The sequence below is a fragment of the Bacillota bacterium genome, from assembly GCA_013177945.1.
In the GTDB taxonomy this organism is placed as follows: Bacteria; Bacillota; DSM-12270; order Thermacetogeniales; family Thermacetogeniaceae; genus Ch130.
In genome coordinates, this window is sequence record JABLXW010000004.1 from 79857 (window position 1) to 97481 (window position 17625).

A 17625-nucleotide genomic window follows, 5' to 3' on the forward strand; every position below is an offset into this window, starting at 1 on the left:
CCTACACCTCCAGTTCTGTTGCAACGAGGATTCCGAAAACGGGGCTGATCCCGAACATATAGGGGGTGGAACTGAATTTCCCGCTCCGGACCTTCCCCACCTGCAAAATCCGAACCGGCCGCGTTTCCGTACCGCCGAACTTCATTTTCAGGATTACGTTGTAAAGGTGGCTGGCGATGGTCATCACCCTGTCCTCAAGCACCCCGTCCACAAAGATGTCGAGGGTGAGGATTTCGTTTTTCCGGAGGTATTTCAAACGGCTCCGGTGAAATTCCAGAATCTCTGGAGGGTCAAAGGGAGTGAAGATGGTGCTCAGGCTGTCCACAACAAGCCGGATGCGCCGGCCGGCATAGCGCCTGATAAGCTCTCTTTCCAGGGCGAAATATTTATCAAGGCTCCGCTGATCGGCGATGTGAAATTTTTCGGAACTGGCCTCCTCTTCGTAGGCATCCACAAAGATCAAGCGTTCGACCTCTTCGTAGGCCCGGGTCCCCACCCTGAAGGTCCCCAGGTGCTGGCGCATCACGGCCGGAGGCTCGTCGCAGGCGACATAAATGCAGACATCGCCGCACCGGAGCCCCTCTTTGATGAATTCTCCTGCCAGCACCGTCTTTCCCACACCGGTGTCGCCGTGCACCATGATCTGCGACCCGTAATTCATGCCTTTAGAAATAAGCCGGTCCAAACCTTCGACGCCAAAATACGCCCTCGACTTCACTCCTACCAACCTCCTACCCGGGGAAAGACTTGGACTCCGTTTTTCGTGATCTCCATGAGATGATTGCCGGTGGCATGACTGACTCCCCGCAACTTGTAAAGCTCAAGATAGCGCAGGCGCCTGTTGTGGAACAGGCTGGATTTGAGGAAAATGCTCCCCTGAACCAGGGACTGGACAATATCCAGCTGCTCACCGGGAATCCCGGTTCCAGTCGGATAGAGAAACAGGCTTGTGCACCCCAGATTATTGAGATAGGTCACCAGATAGAAGAGTTTTTCCCGGAGCACGAAGGGATCCCGCAGGCGGGTGATTAAGGCGGGCAAGGTGTCGACCACGACCCGTACGATCCGGTGCTCCCGGATGATGCTTCCCAGCCGCACGAGCAGTTCGTCGAAATCCACATCCACCAGGGGTGCGAAGAGCAGGTGAACCATTCCCTTCTGGGCGAGATCTGCCAGGTCCCAATCAAAGGCCGCGGCATGGGCCCGGACTTTCTGGGGGGTTTCCTCCAGCGAAACAAAGAGCCCTTTTTCCTGCTGGGCCAGCGCCCCCCGGACCAGGAATTCCAGGCCCAGAACGGTTTTTCCGGTCCCGGCCTCTCCTGCAACGAGAATGCTTACACCCCGCGGGAGCCCGCCCTCCAGGAGTTCGTCCAGGCCCCGGACCCCCGTCTTTAACAGGGGCACTGCAGCATAATCTTCCCCGGGTTCCAGGAGCAGGGGACGCAGGGAAAAAACCTGAATTCCTTCTTCACTTATCTTAAAGCTGTGCCGCCCGGAAAGATGGGGCTGCCCCCGGCTCTTGATGATTTCCACGGTGCGCTGGCGCTGGAGCCCCCCGTCTGCCCCGTACTGGAGCCGCACGACAACATCCACCAGAAACTCCTCGAAACTGTAAAAATCCCCCTCTTCCTGCTCCTGCTCCTTCACAAGCATCGAGATCAGTTCGAGCCGGCGCAGTCCGTTGCAAAAGGCATACACCGCCTGGCGCAGCGCCAGCGGATTGTCCACAACCTGGCGGAAATGCGAGACGCTGTCAACCAGCACCCGGCGCGCCCCGATCTCCTTCACGGCCTCCTCCAGCAGACTCGATTCCGGCCGCAGCACAACCTCCGGAGAAGTACAGATCACCCGGAGTTTATTCTGTCTCTCCAGGGCCTGAAGATCCCAGCCGAAATTCAAAGCATCTCTGTAAAGGGAGGCCGGAAACTGCTCGAAGGTCAGAACAACACCCGGCTCCTCGAACTTGAGGGCGCCCCGGTAGATGAACTCTACTCCAAAGGTGGTTTTCCCTGCTCCGGGAATTCCCTCCACAAGGATGATGCTCCCGGCCAGGATTCCACCGTAAAAAAGTTCATCAAAACCGGCAATCCCGGTGCGAATCTTCGTCATCATGCTCCCCCCCTTATCCGATCCTGCAAAATCCCGAAATCACGCAGCCATAAAGTTGTTCGACGCAAAAGGTGTTTTTCCTTTATCTTTGACAACCTTTTCCGCGCCTTTCCCCCGAGAAACCCGATTAAAACAGGATCCCGCCAGGCACCCGCGCATTTGAGAGATTTTCAGCCTTTGTTTTGCCTGTTTCGGCGCTTTTTGCCTGACAACAAACGTACCGGTGCTAGTAATGGTAGGGTTCCCCCCGCAGGATGCGGAAGGCGCGGTACAACTGTTCCAGCAAAATCACGCGGGCGAGCTGATGGGGAAAAGTAAGGGGGGACAAAGAAAGGACAAGATCTGCTCCTTCTAAAAGAAACGAGGGCAAACCCAGAGTTCCCCCAAGCAAAAAGGCAGGCTCTGCCTTTCCGGCATCAAGCAGGGAACCGAGCCAGGCGGCGAATTCTTCAGAACTGAACAGCCTTCCCTGCGGAGCAAGGGCGACCTTAAAAGAATGGGGAGGGATTCTTTTCTGAAGGCGTTCACCCTCTTTGATTTTCACCTGCTCCCGCTCCTTTTGGCCGGGAGGAACAGGCTCGTCAGGAACCTCAACCAGGGTCAGGGAGGTGTACCTTTTCAAGCGCCTGCCGTACTCTGCCTGGGCCATCCGGTAAAAGGGCTCTTTAAGCCTGCCCACCGCTCCGATCCAGAGGTGCATTAAGTGTCTCACTCCTGTTTTTCGCTGATCAGGTGGTGAATGTCGATTTCATAAAAAGGGAAATAGGGGTGATCGACGAGGACCGGAATGTGGCTCTGCTTTTCCTTCATCCCCTTTTGCCGGACGAGTTCCCGCAAAAAATCGTGCGTCACCTTCCGCCCCGGGTGGGCAAAAAGAAGCTGGCCGCCGGGAATAAGGTTGCGGTCGATAATTTTCGCCACATAGGGATTAAGCTTGGGGTTGTAAAGAACATCGGAACCGATGATCCAGTCAAAACGGGTTGTCAACGAAAAATTTCGCCAGTCTGCCAGAACAAAGTTGATGCCCTGAATCTCGTTCTTTGTCGCATTGCGGGCCGCAAATTCCAGGGCCTCGGGCTTGTAGTCGGTCATGGTGACCCTGCCGCCCTTCAGGGCGGCCACCAGACCCGGCAACCCCATGCCCGCCCCCAGCTCTAAAACCGTTGCCCCTTGAAAATCCACGCTCTCCCAGATGTACTGGGCGAGGCCGCGCGCCGCCGGCCAGAGCTCGGCCCAGTACGGGATCTGATCATCATCCTCCGGGTCCGTAATCAACTGCTCCATCTCGGCAACAACTTCCAGAGAAAGGGTTAAACCCGGGAGGCAGAATTCAAGCTCCCTCCTGCTGATCATCTTCCCCCTCCCGCTTTCCTTTAACTCCACACCACCGCAACCGCACAGAGCACCCCGATTAAAATTCCCACCGAGGCCTCGGTCAGTGTGTGCCCAATCATTTCACCGAAAAAGGGGCACGCTTTTGTCTTTTCCCGGAGCAGCTCCTTCAAAAGGCGGGAGTGCTCTCCCACCACCCGCCGCAGGGTAACCGCGTCATAGACCACGATCCCTCCCAGCACTGCTGCAATTTGAAAAAAGGGGGAAGTCCAGCCGTAGTCGATCCCCAGAGAAGTGGCGAGAGCGGCTGCCACTGCGGCGTGGGAACTCGGCATCCCGCCGCACTTGAAGACCCGCCTCCAGGCAAACCCCTCTCCTCCGTTTCTTGCTGCCGTAAAAGGCTTCATCCCCTGGGCGCAGAAAACGCTCAGGACGCCGGACAGCAGGTAACGGTCGTGAAAAAGGATCGGGAGGACGCGGGGCCCACCCCACAAAACCATGCTCATCACCGCCAGGATGTAAAAGAGGCGGTGCCGGGTAAAACTCCAAAGACGCGCCATCACGCTCCCTACAGTCATCCCTCTCCTTCACCCTTTCTCAAGTTCAGAAGCTCGCCAACGGAAACCGGCAGGAAGCCCCTTTCCAGCAGCTTTTCCAGCAAAAGGGGCAGCGCCTCCAGGAGGGCCGTACCCGTGCGTCCCGCCCCCCGGCCGTCGTGAAACAGGATCACCGAACCCTCCCGCACCTGCCGCAGGACCCGGTTGAGAATCAGCCGGCCCGGAGTCAGGAAAAACCAGTCGCAGGAATCAAGCGTCCAGAGAACGATCTTCTGGGCCTCCTGCTCTGCATAAAACGGAGCAGCCAGATTAAAGCTTCCCCAGGGCGGCCTGAAGCAGCGGACAGGCTGACCGGTCAGTTTTCTTAAACATTCCGCTGCCTCTTTGATTTCAAATCGCGTCCGCCCCGGAGGGAGAAGCCAGAAGGGAAGGTGGTTCATCCCGTGGCTTCCCACCTCGTGCCCCTCCCTGACAATGGCGCGGACGAGATCCGGGTGCTCCCGCGCCTTCCTTGCGACAAGAAAAAAAGTGGCGGAAACGCCCTGCCTTGCCAGGAGATCCAGAACCAGGGGCGTGACACGGGGGTCCGGCCCGTCATCAAAGGTAAGGGCGATCCTCCCTCCCGCCCTCCTCCCGCTGCCTAAAGCACGGCAGCTCCTCCGGCGCAGCCAGATGTCGGGAAGAAGGGCCCATGTTCCGAATAAAGCCAGAAGGACACCTGCCAGCTCCTCCACCCGGGTTCAGCTCCTCAGAGAGTGCTCTCCACCCGGGCTCCCAGGCCCCTAAATTTTTCGACCACCCTCTCATACCCCCGCGCGATAAGTTCCGCCTGACAGATCTCCGTTTCTCCTTCGGCGGCAAGCCCTGCCAGAAGGAGGGCAGCCCCGGCCCGGAGGTCAGATGCCTTCACCTGGGCCCCGAAGAGCTTCACCCCGCCCTCGACCACGGCAGTGTGCCCCTTGACCCTGATCCGGGCTCCCATCCGCTTCAGTTCGTCAGCCACCTGGAAGCGGTTTTCAAAAACGTTCTCCACAATCAGACTGGTGCCGCGGGCCAGGCAGAGGAGAGACATCATCGGTGACTGCAGATCGGTTGGGAAGCCCGGGTAGGGGAGGGTCTTAATGTCGGTCGCCCGGAGTTCTCCTTTATTTCTTACGGTTAAAAAGTCTTCCCCGGGCTCAACCTCGAGGCCCACATCCTCCAGCTTTGCGACGACAGACTGGAGGTGGGCAACGATGACGTTTTCAACGGTAACCTCTCCCCCCGCCACCCCGGCCGCAATCATGTAAGTGCCAGCCTCGATGCGGTCCGGGATCACGGTGAATCTGGTGCCCCCCAGTTCCCGGACCCCCTCGATCCTGATGAGGTCCGTCCCTGCGCCCCGGATGCGAGCCCCCAGGGCGTTCAGGAAGCTTGCAAGGTCCACAATCTCCGGCTCCTTGGCGGCATTTTCGATCACCGTGGTTCCGGGAATTCCGACGGCAGCCATGATCAGGTTCTCCGTCGCCCCCACACTGGGGAAATCCAAATAAACCCGGGCTCCCTGCAGCTGCCGGGCCCGGGCCTTGATCATACCGTGTTCCAGGGAAACCTCAAAGCCTAAAAGGTGGAGGCCCTTTAAGTGGAGATCCATCGGGCGGGATCCGATGTTGCAGCCGCCGGGCAGGGGAATTTCCGTCCTCCCCTCCCTGGCAGCAAGCGCACCCAAAAAAAGGTTGGAGGCACGGAGCTTTTTGGCAAGTTCATAGGGGGGTGCGCCCTCAATCCGGTCGGGCCAGGTCAGGGAAACGGTATTCTGACCTGTCCAGGCAACCCTTCCCCCAAGGGCGCGGACAATCTCCAGCTGGGTATCTACATCAGAAATGTGCGGAACATTATCCAAAACGACCTCGCCCCGCGCCAGGGCACTTGCGGCGATCAGAACAAGGGCGGCATTCTTTGCGCCACTGATCCGAACCCTCCCCCGGAGGGAGCAACCCCCTTTAATCAGCAGCTTCATTTCGATTGAATCCTCCAGTCGCCGGTACCAGTAAATGGCCCCTTTCGTAACTTTTTATATTCTCCCCGCTCTTGGATATTCCTTCCCTTCCAGCGGCTTCTTTTCCCCTTCAGCCGAAATGCCGGCCTCTGCCTGCCGCCGGCACACCTGGTCTGAAAGGGGAGCCGCCTGGCTAGAAACCGGAAGGCAGCACCCGGCGCGCCGTGCCAAACCGGTTATTCCAAAAACGGCAGCGAGAAAAAGGAGAATCCCCAGAATAAGCGCGAAGATGCGCGGTGCCACCGGCTCACCCCTTCTGCCGTTAGTCTTAGGCAAAAGGAGGAAAAATTATTCGGCCAGGCTCTCTCTGTAGTTCTCCAAAAATTCGGAAACCCCGACCCCCAGGGTTTCCCTGAAGGCCTCATCCAGACTCCGCCCCCGGCCGAGGGATTCCAGCAGGAGAGGAATTTTCTCCGGTCCGTATTTCTGCACGAGATGCTCCACCATCTCCCGCGCCAGGGCGTAGCTGTAATCCTGCCAGGCAGGATCATCAAATTTCCTTTCCAGTTCGTTTAAAGGGAGAGGCGCCGGGTCAGGGCACCCGGACTCCAGAGGTGCAGCCTGCGCAATGCGCTCCTCCCCGATCTGGGCAAGACCCTCCGTCAGCCAGCGCGGGTAGTTCCCCCTGGTCTTATAGTCCACCAGGAAATGAATGTACTCGTGGGCGACGGGGCCCCGCGCCCTGAAGACCGCCTCCCTTTCCTCCTCAGGCACATCTCCCAGCCACTCGCGGGGGGACAAAATTCTAATGATGCCGGCCCAGTAAACCCCCATCGCGCTTTCTTCGCTCCCCCAGCCAAAAATCCTGTTAAGGGAGACCCGGTCGGGATAAATGAGAATCGGCACCTTTTCTCCAGGAAAGCAGGCAAAAAAAGCACCCAGCGGGCGGTAAACCCTTTCCGCCTCCTGCAGAACCATGCGGGCGCTCACCTCATCGCCGGGCCGGTATTTTACCAAAAAATGCTCCCCGGCCAGCGCGGGCCAGGAGGAGGTTTCAAGCCGGAGCAAAAACCGCTGGTACTCCTGAAAGACGGTGTATCCGAAGGCGCGGACCGGGTTCGGCTGTACGCAATTCAGGACCAGCAGGAAAACAAGCAAGAGAACCAGGCAAGAAACGAAAAAGCGGTCCATTCCTCCTTCCTCCTCTCTCCTCCCCCATTATACTAAAAGAATGAGGAGTGCGGGGCTAACAATTAAATCCAGGGAAAAGAGCCCATCAGGGCCTTACATCTTTTCCCGGACCGCTTTTAACCTGGCCCGGGCGAACTCGCGCACCGTGGGGTCGGTGCCTTCGCGGGCCAGAGCCTGCCAGATCTCTGCTGCCCCGGGCCAGTCCTGCCGCGCCTCCCGCAGCAGCCCCCTCTGCACCTGGGCCTGGACGTTATCGGGGTCCTTAGCTAGCACCTTCCGGAGCTGCTCCTCCGCCTGCTCAAAGGATCCCGCTGCCTGATACACCTCTGCAAGCTCCAGGCGGAGGCTCGCATCCTCCTGCCGGGCCAGGACCGCTTCGAAATGCCCGGCGGCGCGCCGGTAAAACTCCCTTCCCTCCTCCTGCCTCCCCTGCTCCAGATAGAAGCGCCCCAGCTCTGCCTCCACCCTGGCGAATCCCGTGAGCACCGCGGGATCCTCCGGCCTCTCTTTCTGCATCGCCTCATACCGGGCCAGGAGCAACCTGAGTTCGGCTTCTTCAGACTGCTGCTCCGCTTCTGGGGCATCTCGCCGGGAGGAACCCGAGGGGCTCCGGCCTGGCTCCAGGTACCAGGCAACCGTCGACCCGATCAAACCCAGGGCCAGCATTCCTACCAGAACCCCGAGCACCACCCGCGCCAAAAGGCGCCGCTCCCGGAAAATTCTCAGCATCCTCCCCGCTCCTTTTCTCTCCGCTAATTCCCTGTACATTGATGTCAACATTATACCATAAAGCGGGGCGGTTCCCGGAAATTATCCAGGTTCATCCTGGCATAAAAATGCGGCCAACCCTCCGGGGTGAGCCGCGTATTCCAAACGTTCTAAAATGTGAACTTCTCAAATTTAATCAGTCGCTTACCTTAAATAATGATAGGGATTTACCCTTGCTCCATTCACCAGCACCTCAAAGTGGAGGTGGGGGCCCGAGGCCCGCCCCGTTGCGCCTACAGCCCCGATTGCCTCGCCCCGGCCGACCGCCTCGCCGCTGCTTACATCAACCCGGGAGAGGTGGGCATACCGGGTGGCCAGCCCGTTTCCGTGGTCGATGACAACAGTGCGCCCGTAGCCTCCGTCCCAGCCTGCGAACACAACCTGGCCCCCGGCTGCCGCCGCCACCGGGGCTCCGTAGTCCGCAGCGATGTCGATCCCCCCGTGAAACTCTCTCCCCCGGTAACCGTACCCCGAGGTGATGCTTCCTCCCACAGGCCAGCCCAGAGTCCCGCTCCCGGAACCCCGCGAAACCCGCATCCTGGCCGTTGCCACCATGCGCCGCGTTCCCTGCACCACAACCCTGGCAACGGGTTCCTTCAAAACACGGCGCGCGGCAACTTCCCGGGAGATGACGGCCCCGTTCTGGCGTACAAGGCGATAGGTCACCTCCGCCTCTCCTTCCGCGCCGGCCTGATGGATCCGGGTCTGGCCGCGCCAGAGGCGGGAATCAAGCTCCACCTGAACTTCGTAAGGTATGGTCTCCTTTTTCACGGCGGTGCTGGTAATCATCACGTTGAGGAGCGGCTCGCTCGCCGCCAGTTTCAATTCCTGGCCGATGTCCAGGCGGTCTGAAGTCAACTCCGGGTTTGCCCTGAAAAGGTCCTCCACCAGGAGGCTGTGCGCCCGGGCGATGCTCCAGAGAGAATCCCCCTCTTTAACGCGGTACCGCCTTGCCTGAACTCTCCCCTGCTGCAGGAGCGCGACGGCCTCCTGGAGCGGTGCAACCTCTTGCGCCGGCACCAGGCGGGAGCGGAGGCTCACGCTTTCCCGGAATTCGATCTTTTCGATCCTTTCCCCGGCAAGCTCCTTCCGGTACCTCTCCTTTACCCTGGCCAGCACCCGATCTGCCGCTTCTCCGCTCTGGACCACCAGGACAGGCTCCCCGTTGATCACGATTTCGACGCCCCGGAGCAGCCAGGGGAGCTCCCGATAGGCTTTCAGGAGTTCACCTTGAGAAGTCAGCCTTGTGCGGGGCAAAAAACAGGCTTCGTAGGCCAGGGAAACCGGAAGGAAGACGTCCTGGCCGAGGCGCCTTTCCAGTTCCCTCTCAACCTGGGCCTTCAATTCCTCCCCTGCACGCCGGGAGGCAACATACCCGATTTCTTTTCCCTGATAGGACACGGCGTAAACGAGGCGGTTCTGGAGGAGGTAAAAATTTCCCCCGAGCAACAAAAAACCGGCCAAAACGGCCGCGTAGAAACGGGGAGTTTTCGCAAAAGCCGGAATCTCTACCCGCCGCTTCCCGGTGCGGAGATCCTGCAGGAAAAGGCAAGCCCGGGCGGTTCTCTCTTTGAGATCCCCCTTCATCCAGTGCCAGCACTCCTCCCCCCAGGCCCGGGCCGCTTCCCCTAACTCCATCAGGTGCGGCAAGATCAGGTCTGCCTGCCGGGCAAGCCAACCCTTAAATCCATACTCCAGTTCCAGGTAAAGTTGGCGCAAGCGCAACAGAAAAGAAGAGGCTCTCTTCCTCCTGTTCAACCCCATCCTATTTCCTCTCCCGTCAACTGTTTTGCGCGCCGGAAGCCGTCGTTCCAGGCGCCGATCAGCAACGCATGAGTGAAAAACAGCCAGTTGAATTATAGCACACGAAAATCGCAATGTAAAGGCAAGAAATTCCGCAAAAGCTAAATATTAGGAGTTTATCCGGTTAAAATGCCAGAACACATCAGCTTGCAACCTCAAACGCCCCAGGGCCCGGGCCGGGCTGGCGCCGGACCCCTGCTACAAGAGCCAGCCCAAAAAGGCCGCCCCGACCAGAACCCAAAAGGGGTCAAGACGCCGCGTTGCCAGGACTCCGCAGGCCAGGGCGGCGATTAACGGTACCTTCCAGGAGAAAGGGGTGCTTTGGGCAAAAAAGAAGGCAGCACCGGCAAGGAGGGCGACAACGACCGGGTAAAGGCCCCGAAGCAAACGGCGGACGAGAGCGCAATCCCGAAAGACCTGGTGGTAGTGGGTGATGGCAAGCATGAGCAAAAAGGCGGGAAGGATCACGCCGAGGGTTCCCAGGACCGCCCCGGGTACTCCCGCGACCCGGTAGCCGATAAAGGTTGCAGCATTGACCATCAGCGGGCCCGGGGTAAGCTGGGAGAGGGCAAGGAGGTCGGCGAACTGGGAAGGCGTCAGCCAGTGGTGGTGCTGGACGACCTCGGCAGCGATCAGGGGAATAACGGCATACCCCCCTCCGAAGCTGAAAAGACCGATTTTTAAAAAAGTGAAGAGGAAATCAAGGAGGTTCAAGATGGCTCCTCCCTTTCTTCATCTCGATCTTCCCCGGCAAGCAGCAGGCCCAGCAGGGCGCCCCCGGTAATCACCGCAATAGGGTGCCATTTCAACACCAGCAGGGCAAAAAGAGCCAGGGCGAAGAGGGCAAAAGCTTTAAAATCGCGAAACAAGGGGCGGCTCCAGCTTCCCAAAAAATAGAGAAGAACGCCCAGGATCCCCGCCCGGAGGCCCAGAAAAATGCCGGCAACCGCGGGGTGGCGCGCGATCCGGAAGATGAGCAGCCCGAGCCCCAGGATAATCAAAAACGAGGGGAGGATGCAGGCCAGCGCCGCAACGCCGGCTCCCGCCAGGCCCGCCCGCCGGTACCCGACAAAAACGGCGGTGTTTACCGCATTCGCCCCGGGCACCCCCTGGGCAAGCATGGCCCCGGCAAAAAAGGTTTCCCGGTCAAGCCAGCGCCGGCTCTCCACCACCTCGTGATAAATCAAAGGAATCATGGCATACCCCCCGCCTAAAGTGAAGGCGCCGATCCGGAAGAAGGTCCAGAAAAGCTCAAGCCAGGGGCGCACCGCCCTGCAAATCTTCTCAGGCAAGGGCCTCCCTCCCCTTTCCGGCTTCTGCACCCAAAGCAAGGTAGTAAAGCGCGCCCTCCAGGCGCGCCCGCATCAAGGCGCAGGCGAGGGGATCGGGCCGGAAGAGGTCGCCCTGCCGCAGCAGGGCCTGGGCGCGGCACCCGCCCCCGCACAAAAAACGCGCCCAGCAGGAGCGGCACGGTTCTTTCCGGTAGACGTGGGCCTCCCGGAATTTTTTCTGCAGCTCAGGAGATGTCACCCCCCGCCAGACATCCCCCATCCGGCAGGCAGGGTTCCCGGCAAGCTGGTGGCAGGGGTAAAGCTCGCCGTTTGGAGTGACACAAAGATACTGGTACCCCGCGCCGCAGCCGGTGAGGCGCTTGGCAACGCAGGGCCCGCCCTGGAGGTCCAGGCAAAAATGGTAAAAAGCAAACCCTTTTCCCTCCCGCTCCCGCGCTCTCAGAATTCTTGCCAGCTTCAAATATTCTTCCTTAAGAACGGGCAGGTCCTCCAACCTGAGGGCGTAAGGCTCCCCCTCGGGAGCCACAACCGGCTCCAGCGAGATGCTCTTTGCTCCCAGATCCGCAAGATAGAGTACATCTTCGGTGAAATGGAGATTCCGGCGGGTATAAGTTCCCCGGATGTAGTATTCTCCGATTCCCCCGGTTGCTAAAAAATCCCGGATCCGCTCCTCCACCCGGGCGGCGCTGCCTCCCCCTTCCGGCATCACCCGGTAGCGGTCGTGGGTCTCGGGCCTCCCGTCGCAGCTCAGAACGAGGCAAAAATTGTGCTTCCTGAGAAAAGAAAGGACTTCTTCATCAAGCAGGAGGGCATTGGTGGTCAGCGTAAACTTCCACTTTTTATGTTTTCCGGCATCAAGGGCATAGGCGACCGCCTCCTGAACCCCCGCGAAGTTGAGGAGGGGCTCCCCCCCGAAAAAGTCGACCGCCAGAAACTCATAGGGGGTTTCCCGGATTAAAAAATCAAGGGCGGCCCGCACCACCTCAAGAGGCATGATTTCTTCCGAATTCCGGAGCCCGGAGGGAACAAAGCAGTACCTGCAGGCCAGGTTGCAGCTGTGGGCAACGTTCAGGCAGAGCGCTTTCAGGCCCAGATCGGCGCCGGGTGCAAAGGAGTGCCACTCGTCTTCCCCGAAGAGAAGCCCTTCTTCTGCCAGGGCGCGGATCTCCGCAGCAGCCTCCTCAACCTCCCCGGCCCGGAAAAACTTCGCCGCTTCCTCCCGCGCCCCGGCCCAGTCGCCGGCTGCGACCAGGTGCTTCAGGAAGGTCCAGGCCACCTGGTCCAGCCTGTGAAGAGAACCGCTGCCGACATCAAAGGCCAGGCGAAGCCCATCAGCTGCAAAAAGGTGAAGGTATGCACTTAAAGGGCTGCCTGCTTTGGCCTGGTTTCGCAAGTTTGATTCCCTACCGTGCAGGAGGTTTTGCAGGCCGATTGACACGAGGTCTGGCATTCACCGCACCCCGGCCGGCGGTGGGGCTTCCGAAGACTGCCCGCAATCAAGGTCTTTACGTGTTTTCCTTTCTTCATTAATCTTTTCCCTCCTTAAAAAAGTTGCCCTGGCAGGAACTACCGCAGCTATTATAGCACACCGGGAGCCAAACAGTGAACTCCGGGCTGTGCTGGGGAGATCCGGGAAAGAACATCTAAAAGCAAAAATCTTTTCGGAATATTTAAGTAATTCTCAAGATTAAAAAGGAATTTCGCCACATAAATTAAAATAGAAAATTTTTGAAAGTCAACCCGGGGTGATCGGAGTACGGTGGAACGCGAGAAACTGATCGAGGAAATCGAAAAACTGAGACGCGAACTGGAGCAAAAAAGCAGCATGGTGGCGCTTACCGCACGGGAAATGCTCCTGATCTCGGAAAGGCTCGACGATCTCATCAACAGGTATCTCCGGATGAAAGCTCAGAAAAACGAGGAAAATTAACCTTCACTCCAGCAAAAAGCCGCCAATTTTTTTAATTTTTTTAAAGAAGGTTTCCTTCAGGTGAGGGATGACACCGGGGGACGGCTCTAAAGCCGCTGCCGGGAGCAGTTGCAACGATTCAACCGGCTCCTTCAGCCGGTAATTTTTTTTCACCTGATCTTTCTGGCGCTTTTTCGATTGCCTGACAGGTGATGGAAATTATTGCTTTTATGCTATAATAAAACTTGTATCCAAATTCAGACGGGGGGAGAAGTAATTGGGAGGAGTTGAAGGCTCTCAAGGGGAAATTTTGCCGAACTTTCAGGGTGATAAATGGAAAGAGGGCGGGCATGGCCCCCGGGTGGCACAGGCGCTGCTGGAACTGCGCCGCCCGGAGAACCGGCTGGAGGTGCTGGATCTCGCCCTTCCCTACCAGGAGCAGGTGCTCTCCTTAATCGGGATCGAAGACAGGGATCCCCAGCGGAATCTGGGTGACTACCAAAACATTGGGTACTTCCTGATTCGGGAAAAAAGCGAAAACAGAGACGGAAGAACTGCTGAGGCCCCGGAGGTTGTGGTCATCGACCCCGGCCTCCGGGATGGGCACTGGATCCGGAGTGTGCTGGGCATCAAAAAGTGCCACGTGATTTTCACCCACTTCCACCTCGATCACTGGATCGGGTACGAGCCGTACCAGGGAGAGGCCTTTTTCGCTTCTCCGCTTTGCAAAATGGTGCTGACGCAGATGGCCGGAGCGGAAAAAACGGGGAAAAGCATCTTCGTGGAAGGGCGCCTGACAGATTACCACCGCCGCCCGCTCCCGCTCCGGGCCGCAAACGATGCCGAGCGGCTCCTTCCCCTTAAAGAAGAGATCCATGAGGTCACAGGACGGCAGCCCTACCGCAACCAGTCCCTGGCGCTGGAATTCTTCGAACTTCCCTACGGCCAGACAGAAGGAACTTTATACGGGCTCCTGGAAACCGGGGAAGTGAAAATCCTCTTTGCCAGCGATCTTTTCGTCAGCATCAACAACGAACTGAAAATTGAACCTCATTATGCCTTCAAACCAAAGGGAATGGTCATCGAAGATATCGTCATCGTCCTGCGTGCCCTGCTGGGAAAGGAACTCCGCATATCCGCCGATCCCCCGACCCTGACCTACCTGAAAAGGATCGCCCAACCGGACAAGATCGCCCTGGGCCACGGCCTGATCGACTTTTGGGAATACCGCGAAAAAATCGCTCACCTCCTGGAAGAACTGGAGGAAATGCTCCGGATCAACAGGGAGCACATCATCTAGGAAACCGGGCAGGTGCCCTCCCGGCGCCCCTGGCTCCAGCAGGAGGCAATTGGTAATTGCAGGGAAGAAAAAATTGGGTTAAAGTATAAAGAGAAATCTGTACTTTCCCGGACCTTTCCTGATCTCTGGAGAATCTTTCGGAATTAAGGGAACTTTTTTGCTTCTTTTGCTGTCTAATAGATCAGGAGGGTACCCGGAATCCGGGGTGTGATTCTCCTTGTTTAAGAAACCACGGCAGAGCGGCCCGGGGGCCGGCAAAGCCGACACGCAGGCGCTCATCCGGCGCGCCCGCGCCGGAGATGTCAGGGCCTTTGAAGAGCTGGTGACCCTCTACGAGGAAAAAATATACACGCTCAGTTTTTATCTGGCCGGAAATCACGCGGATGCCCAGGATCTCGCCCAGGAAGTTTTCGTAAAGGCATACCTGGGTCTAAAAAGTTTCCGGCAGGAAGCGGATTTGGGTACCTGGCTGCACCGCATCGCGGTCAACCTGTGGCTGAACATGCAGCGCCGCCAGAAGGCTTCTGAAACCCTTTCCCTTGACGATCCAATCCGGACCTTTGAAGGGGAAATTACCCGGGCGGTGGCTGCAGCCGACCCGGCAGGAGATCCGGCAGAGGCCCTGGAGGGAAAAGAACTGCAGAGGCTGGTGCAGAAGGCTCTGCTGAATCTTCCCGAGGAATTTCGCACGGTGCTGGTCCTGCGGGAAATGGAAGGTTACAGCTACGAAGAAATTGCCGCCATAATGGAGTGCTCCCTTGGCACGGTAAAGTCCCGGCTGAACCGGGCACGCCAGGCGATCAGAGAAAAAATCGAAGCAGAACTAAAGGAGTTCAATGCTGCCGACACAAAAACCACCCTGGTCTCGAACCAGAATTAAGGCGGCCCGGAGCCGACAAAGGGGGTGAGCAGGATGGGCAGGGAGCCTAAAGGAAAGCAGAGGGGCGCGGAGAAAACCGCGGCGCGGGAGGCGGGCTTCGGGCTTAAGTGCATTGAGGCGCAGGAGCTTTTTTACAATATCGGAGAGGAGAAACTGAATCCGGAAGCTGCGCGAAAGCTGCGCGCTCATGAAGCATCCTGCCCAGACTGCTGCACCGCGTTCCGCGCCTGGCGCGAGGTCCGGTCCGCCCTCCGGGAGGCAAAGGTTTCCCCTCCCCCGGCGTTTGCCGCCGGGGTGGTGGCCCGCATTACAGAGCAGGGATGCAGAAATTCCGCCGCCGGCAGGGAAACGCGCAGGGCAGGCTGGCTTCGATGGGATTGGGCAAAGGGTCTGGCTGCTGCAGCAGTGATTCTGGCGCTGCTCACCGGGTCGGTCAGCTTCGCTGTCAAATACTGGCCGGCGAAGGCAGGAAACTACATCGCGGAAAGAAAGGAAAACGCGGTAGGCAAGAACGCGAGCGCCCCAGGGAAACCGGCTCCCAGGGCCGATGAAACCAGGGGCGATACAGAGAATCCCGGCACCCGGGAGCAAAATCCAGACTCCCCCGGCACGGCAACGGAAGAAAGCGGGAGCCCGCAGCACCCAGATGCGCCCAGGCAGATGCCGGCAGTGAAAGAGCCGAACAAAAACCCCGTTGTTGCTGCAAATAATCCCGGCAAAACAGAGGAAAGAAAGGTGTTTTTGAACAAAACCCGGATTATTAAAACAACGATGCTGAAGGTCGCGGTGGCAGATCTGGAGTCCGCCCGGGACAGGAGCCGGGAAATTGCCCGCAGCGCAGGAGCAGAAGTATCCTCAGAGCTTTCGGCCCAGAGCAACGGGCACAGGAGCATCATCCTCCGCTTTACCCTCGCTCCCGAGCGCGCCGAAAGGTTCCTTGCCGATCTGGCAGCACTGGGTGAAGTAAGCGCCAGGGATGCAACCACTCAGGATGTAACGGCCAGTTTCGCCCGCGCCCTTGAAGAATACCAGGCGCTGAAAGCGCAGCAGGCGGCGGCCCCGGAAAGCGAAAGGGCGCGGCTTGAGAGCCAGATTAATTTCCTTGAACAGCAGCTCCAAAACTGGGATCAGGAGGCCGGAAGGCAGGTCGTGATCCTCTGGCTTGAACAGTAACAATTGAACATTAGCACTCTGGGATAAATTAAGCAAAAAAGACCCGGAGAGGAACCGCCACCTCTCCGGTTTTGTTTTCTCGCAGCAGCCGCCGGCTGGTCCGCCGGAAAGCGGAAAAACAGCTCGAGAGCGCTTTCCCCACTAAAAAACGGGCCTGGTGCAGTTCTGATTTTTCATACGAATCAGGAATAAAGACATATATTACCAGGCAGGTGCATCGGACAGAAAACGGTATTTTGCAGGCGCCATACGGCCTTCCCCTCCGGAGACCCCGTCTGGCGGAGAAGCTGTCGAATTGATTTAACCAGCTTCATATTGTTTAATATAAGCCAATAAATGCTTGAAAAGGAGTGGATGATCATTAACAGGTCAGTGTTATCAAGAGTTGCTTTCGCGGCGATCTTTTTCTGTTTCTCAAGCTGGATCTTCGCTCCCAGGGCCGGCGCTTTTACAATAGAAGAATACCAGCAGGCCGTTCTTAACAACAAGGCCTTGCCTTCGCAATCCAATCCCGCCTTCCCGGTTCCCTCTGGTCAGAAGGCGGCCACCTCCCAGGCGCCCCTGCAAACCCCCGCCGCTCAGCCGGTACCCACGTATGCAGAAAGCAGGCCGACCACCAGCATCGATGATTATTATCATGCCATAATAAACAGGCAGCGTACACCTATCTACTATTCAAACCAACCTGTCTTGCCGGCGCCCCAGCCCTCCGCCCCTTCAAACCAGGGAGGTTCAAAAGGCCCGGCCGCACCGCCGGCAGCGCCTTCTCCGGCTCCTGAGGAGTTAAGCGCTCAGGAGGCCCGCCTGTTCGAACTGATCAACAGCGCCCGCACAAATGAAGGGGTTCGGCCCGTGGTAATCGACATGAAGCTGGTGGAAATAGCCCACATCAAAGCCCAGGACATGATCGACAACAACTATTTCGGTCACTTTTCTCCGACTTACGGTTCGCCGGGACAGATGCTGAGGAAATTCGGCGTCAGTTTTCGGAGCGCAGGCGAAAACCTGGCCAAGGCAGGGGATGTCTCCAGGGCCCACCTTCTCTTCCTGACCAGCACCCAGGGGCACCGGGAGATCATGCTGAATCCGAATTACAATAAGGTGGGTGTTGCCGTGGTCCCGCGGGGAAGCTATGTGCTGGTAGTGGAGTTGTTTGCCGAGTTGTAATTGGCCAAATGCATATAAACGCCCCCGTCATAATAAAATTTAAAGTAAATAAGTCCGACAGGCGAACCGTCCCCTCCTTGCAACCCAAGTAGCACTCTATCGAAATCTTCATATAATAACCAGGAAAGGAGAAATTATTCCAGATTCATTGTGAACATAGGAGGGG

19 protein-coding genes are annotated in these 17625 nt (G+C 58.0%); 5 read left to right on the forward strand and 14 right to left on the reverse strand.

The window, feature by feature from the left end:
• Position 1: 1 nt before the first annotated feature.
• From HPY58_03790 to scfB, 14 genes are all read right to left on the reverse strand, one after another.
• Positions 2 to 718, reverse strand: coding sequence for an ATPase (locus tag HPY58_03790; protein ID NPV28774.1), 717 nt, complete (start codon positions 716 to 718; stop codon positions 2 to 4).
• A gap of 2 nt (positions 719 to 720) precedes the next feature.
• On the reverse strand, positions 721 to 2109 hold the full coding sequence (locus tag HPY58_03795) for an AAA family ATPase (protein NPV28775.1): 1389 nt from the start codon (positions 2107 to 2109) through the stop codon (positions 721 to 723).
• Between the two features lie 226 nt (positions 2110 to 2335).
• Positions 2336 to 2809, reverse strand: coding sequence for a 23S rRNA (pseudouridine(1915)-N(3))-methyltransferase RlmH (locus HPY58_03800; GenBank protein NPV28776.1), 474 nt, complete (start codon positions 2807 to 2809; stop codon positions 2336 to 2338).
• Positions 2810 to 2817: 8 nt separating this feature from the next.
• The gene (locus HPY58_03805) at positions 2818 to 3462 is read right to left on the reverse strand and encodes a methyltransferase domain-containing protein (GenBank protein NPV28777.1); all 645 of its coding nucleotides are present in this window, start codon (positions 3460 to 3462) and stop codon (positions 2818 to 2820) included.
• A gap of 20 nt (positions 3463 to 3482) precedes the next feature.
• Positions 3483 to 4019: a divergent PAP2 family protein gene (locus HPY58_03810; GenBank protein NPV28778.1), complete on the reverse strand. Its 537-nt coding sequence runs from the start codon at positions 4017 to 4019 to the stop codon at positions 3483 to 3485.
• On the reverse strand, positions 4016 to 4732 hold the full coding sequence (locus tag HPY58_03815) for a polysaccharide deacetylase family protein (protein ID NPV28779.1): 717 nt from the start codon (positions 4730 to 4732) through the stop codon (positions 4016 to 4018). The genes HPY58_03810 and HPY58_03815 overlap by 4 nt, the downstream gene beginning before the upstream one ends.
• 14 nt (positions 4733 to 4746) lie before the next feature.
• Positions 4747 to 5997, reverse strand: a complete 1251-nt coding sequence (gene murA / locus HPY58_03820; protein ID NPV28780.1) for a UDP-N-acetylglucosamine 1-carboxyvinyltransferase — start codon at positions 5995 to 5997, stop codon at positions 4747 to 4749.
• Between the two features lie 54 nt (positions 5998 to 6051).
• Positions 6052 to 6279, reverse strand: a complete 228-nt coding sequence (locus tag HPY58_03825) for a hypothetical protein (GenBank protein NPV28781.1) — start codon at positions 6277 to 6279, stop codon at positions 6052 to 6054.
• A gap of 45 nt (positions 6280 to 6324) precedes the next feature.
• A complete protein-coding gene (locus HPY58_03830; protein ID NPV28782.1) occupies positions 6325 to 7167 on the reverse strand; it encodes a hypothetical protein in 843 nt (280 codons plus the stop codon).
• Positions 7168 to 7260: 93 nt separating this feature from the next.
• Positions 7261 to 7896 (reverse strand): tetratricopeptide repeat protein, encoded by a 636-nt coding sequence (locus tag HPY58_03835; protein NPV28783.1) that lies wholly within the window; start codon positions 7894 to 7896, stop codon positions 7261 to 7263.
• A 183-nt stretch (positions 7897 to 8079) separates the two neighbouring features.
• Complete coding sequence (locus HPY58_03840) at positions 8080 to 9654, reverse strand: peptidoglycan DD-metalloendopeptidase family protein (protein ID NPV28784.1); 1575 nt, start codon at positions 9652 to 9654, stop codon at positions 8080 to 8082.
• A 282-nt stretch (positions 9655 to 9936) separates the two neighbouring features.
• On the reverse strand, positions 9937 to 10452 hold the full coding sequence (locus HPY58_03845) for a chromate transporter (GenBank protein ID NPV28785.1): 516 nt from the start codon (positions 10450 to 10452) through the stop codon (positions 9937 to 9939).
• The gene (locus HPY58_03850; protein ID NPV28786.1) at positions 10449 to 11030 is read right to left on the reverse strand and encodes a chromate transporter; all 582 of its coding nucleotides are present in this window, start codon (positions 11028 to 11030) and stop codon (positions 10449 to 10451) included. Before HPY58_03850 ends, HPY58_03845 begins: the two co-directional genes overlap by 4 nt.
• Complete coding sequence (scfB, locus tag HPY58_03855; GenBank protein ID NPV28787.1) at positions 11023 to 12480, reverse strand: thioether cross-link-forming SCIFF peptide maturase; 1458 nt, start codon at positions 12478 to 12480, stop codon at positions 11023 to 11025. Before scfB ends, HPY58_03850 begins: the two co-directional genes overlap by 8 nt.
• Before the next feature lie 309 nt (positions 12481 to 12789).
• On the opposite strand from scfB, the gene HPY58_03860 reads away from it, so the two are divergent.
• From HPY58_03860 to HPY58_03880, 5 genes are all read left to right on the forward strand, one after another.
• Positions 12790 to 12960 (forward strand): aspartyl-phosphate phosphatase Spo0E family protein, encoded by a 171-nt coding sequence (locus HPY58_03860; GenBank protein NPV28788.1) that lies wholly within the window; start codon positions 12790 to 12792, stop codon positions 12958 to 12960.
• Between the two features lie 256 nt (positions 12961 to 13216).
• Positions 13217 to 14239 (forward strand): MBL fold metallo-hydrolase, encoded by a 1023-nt coding sequence (locus HPY58_03865; protein NPV28789.1) that lies wholly within the window; start codon positions 13217 to 13219, stop codon positions 14237 to 14239.
• A 217-nt stretch (positions 14240 to 14456) separates the two neighbouring features.
• Positions 14457 to 15119, forward strand: a complete 663-nt coding sequence (locus HPY58_03870; protein NPV28790.1) for a sigma-70 family RNA polymerase sigma factor — start codon at positions 14457 to 14459, stop codon at positions 15117 to 15119.
• Between the two features lie 33 nt (positions 15120 to 15152).
• Positions 15153 to 16292: a DUF4349 domain-containing protein gene (locus HPY58_03875; GenBank protein NPV28791.1), complete on the forward strand. Its 1140-nt coding sequence runs from the start codon at positions 15153 to 15155 to the stop codon at positions 16290 to 16292.
• 336 nt (positions 16293 to 16628) lie between these two features.
• Positions 16629 to 17459, forward strand: a complete 831-nt coding sequence (locus HPY58_03880) for a hypothetical protein (GenBank protein NPV28792.1) — start codon at positions 16629 to 16631, stop codon at positions 17457 to 17459.
• Positions 17460 to 17625 lie beyond the last annotated feature (166 nt).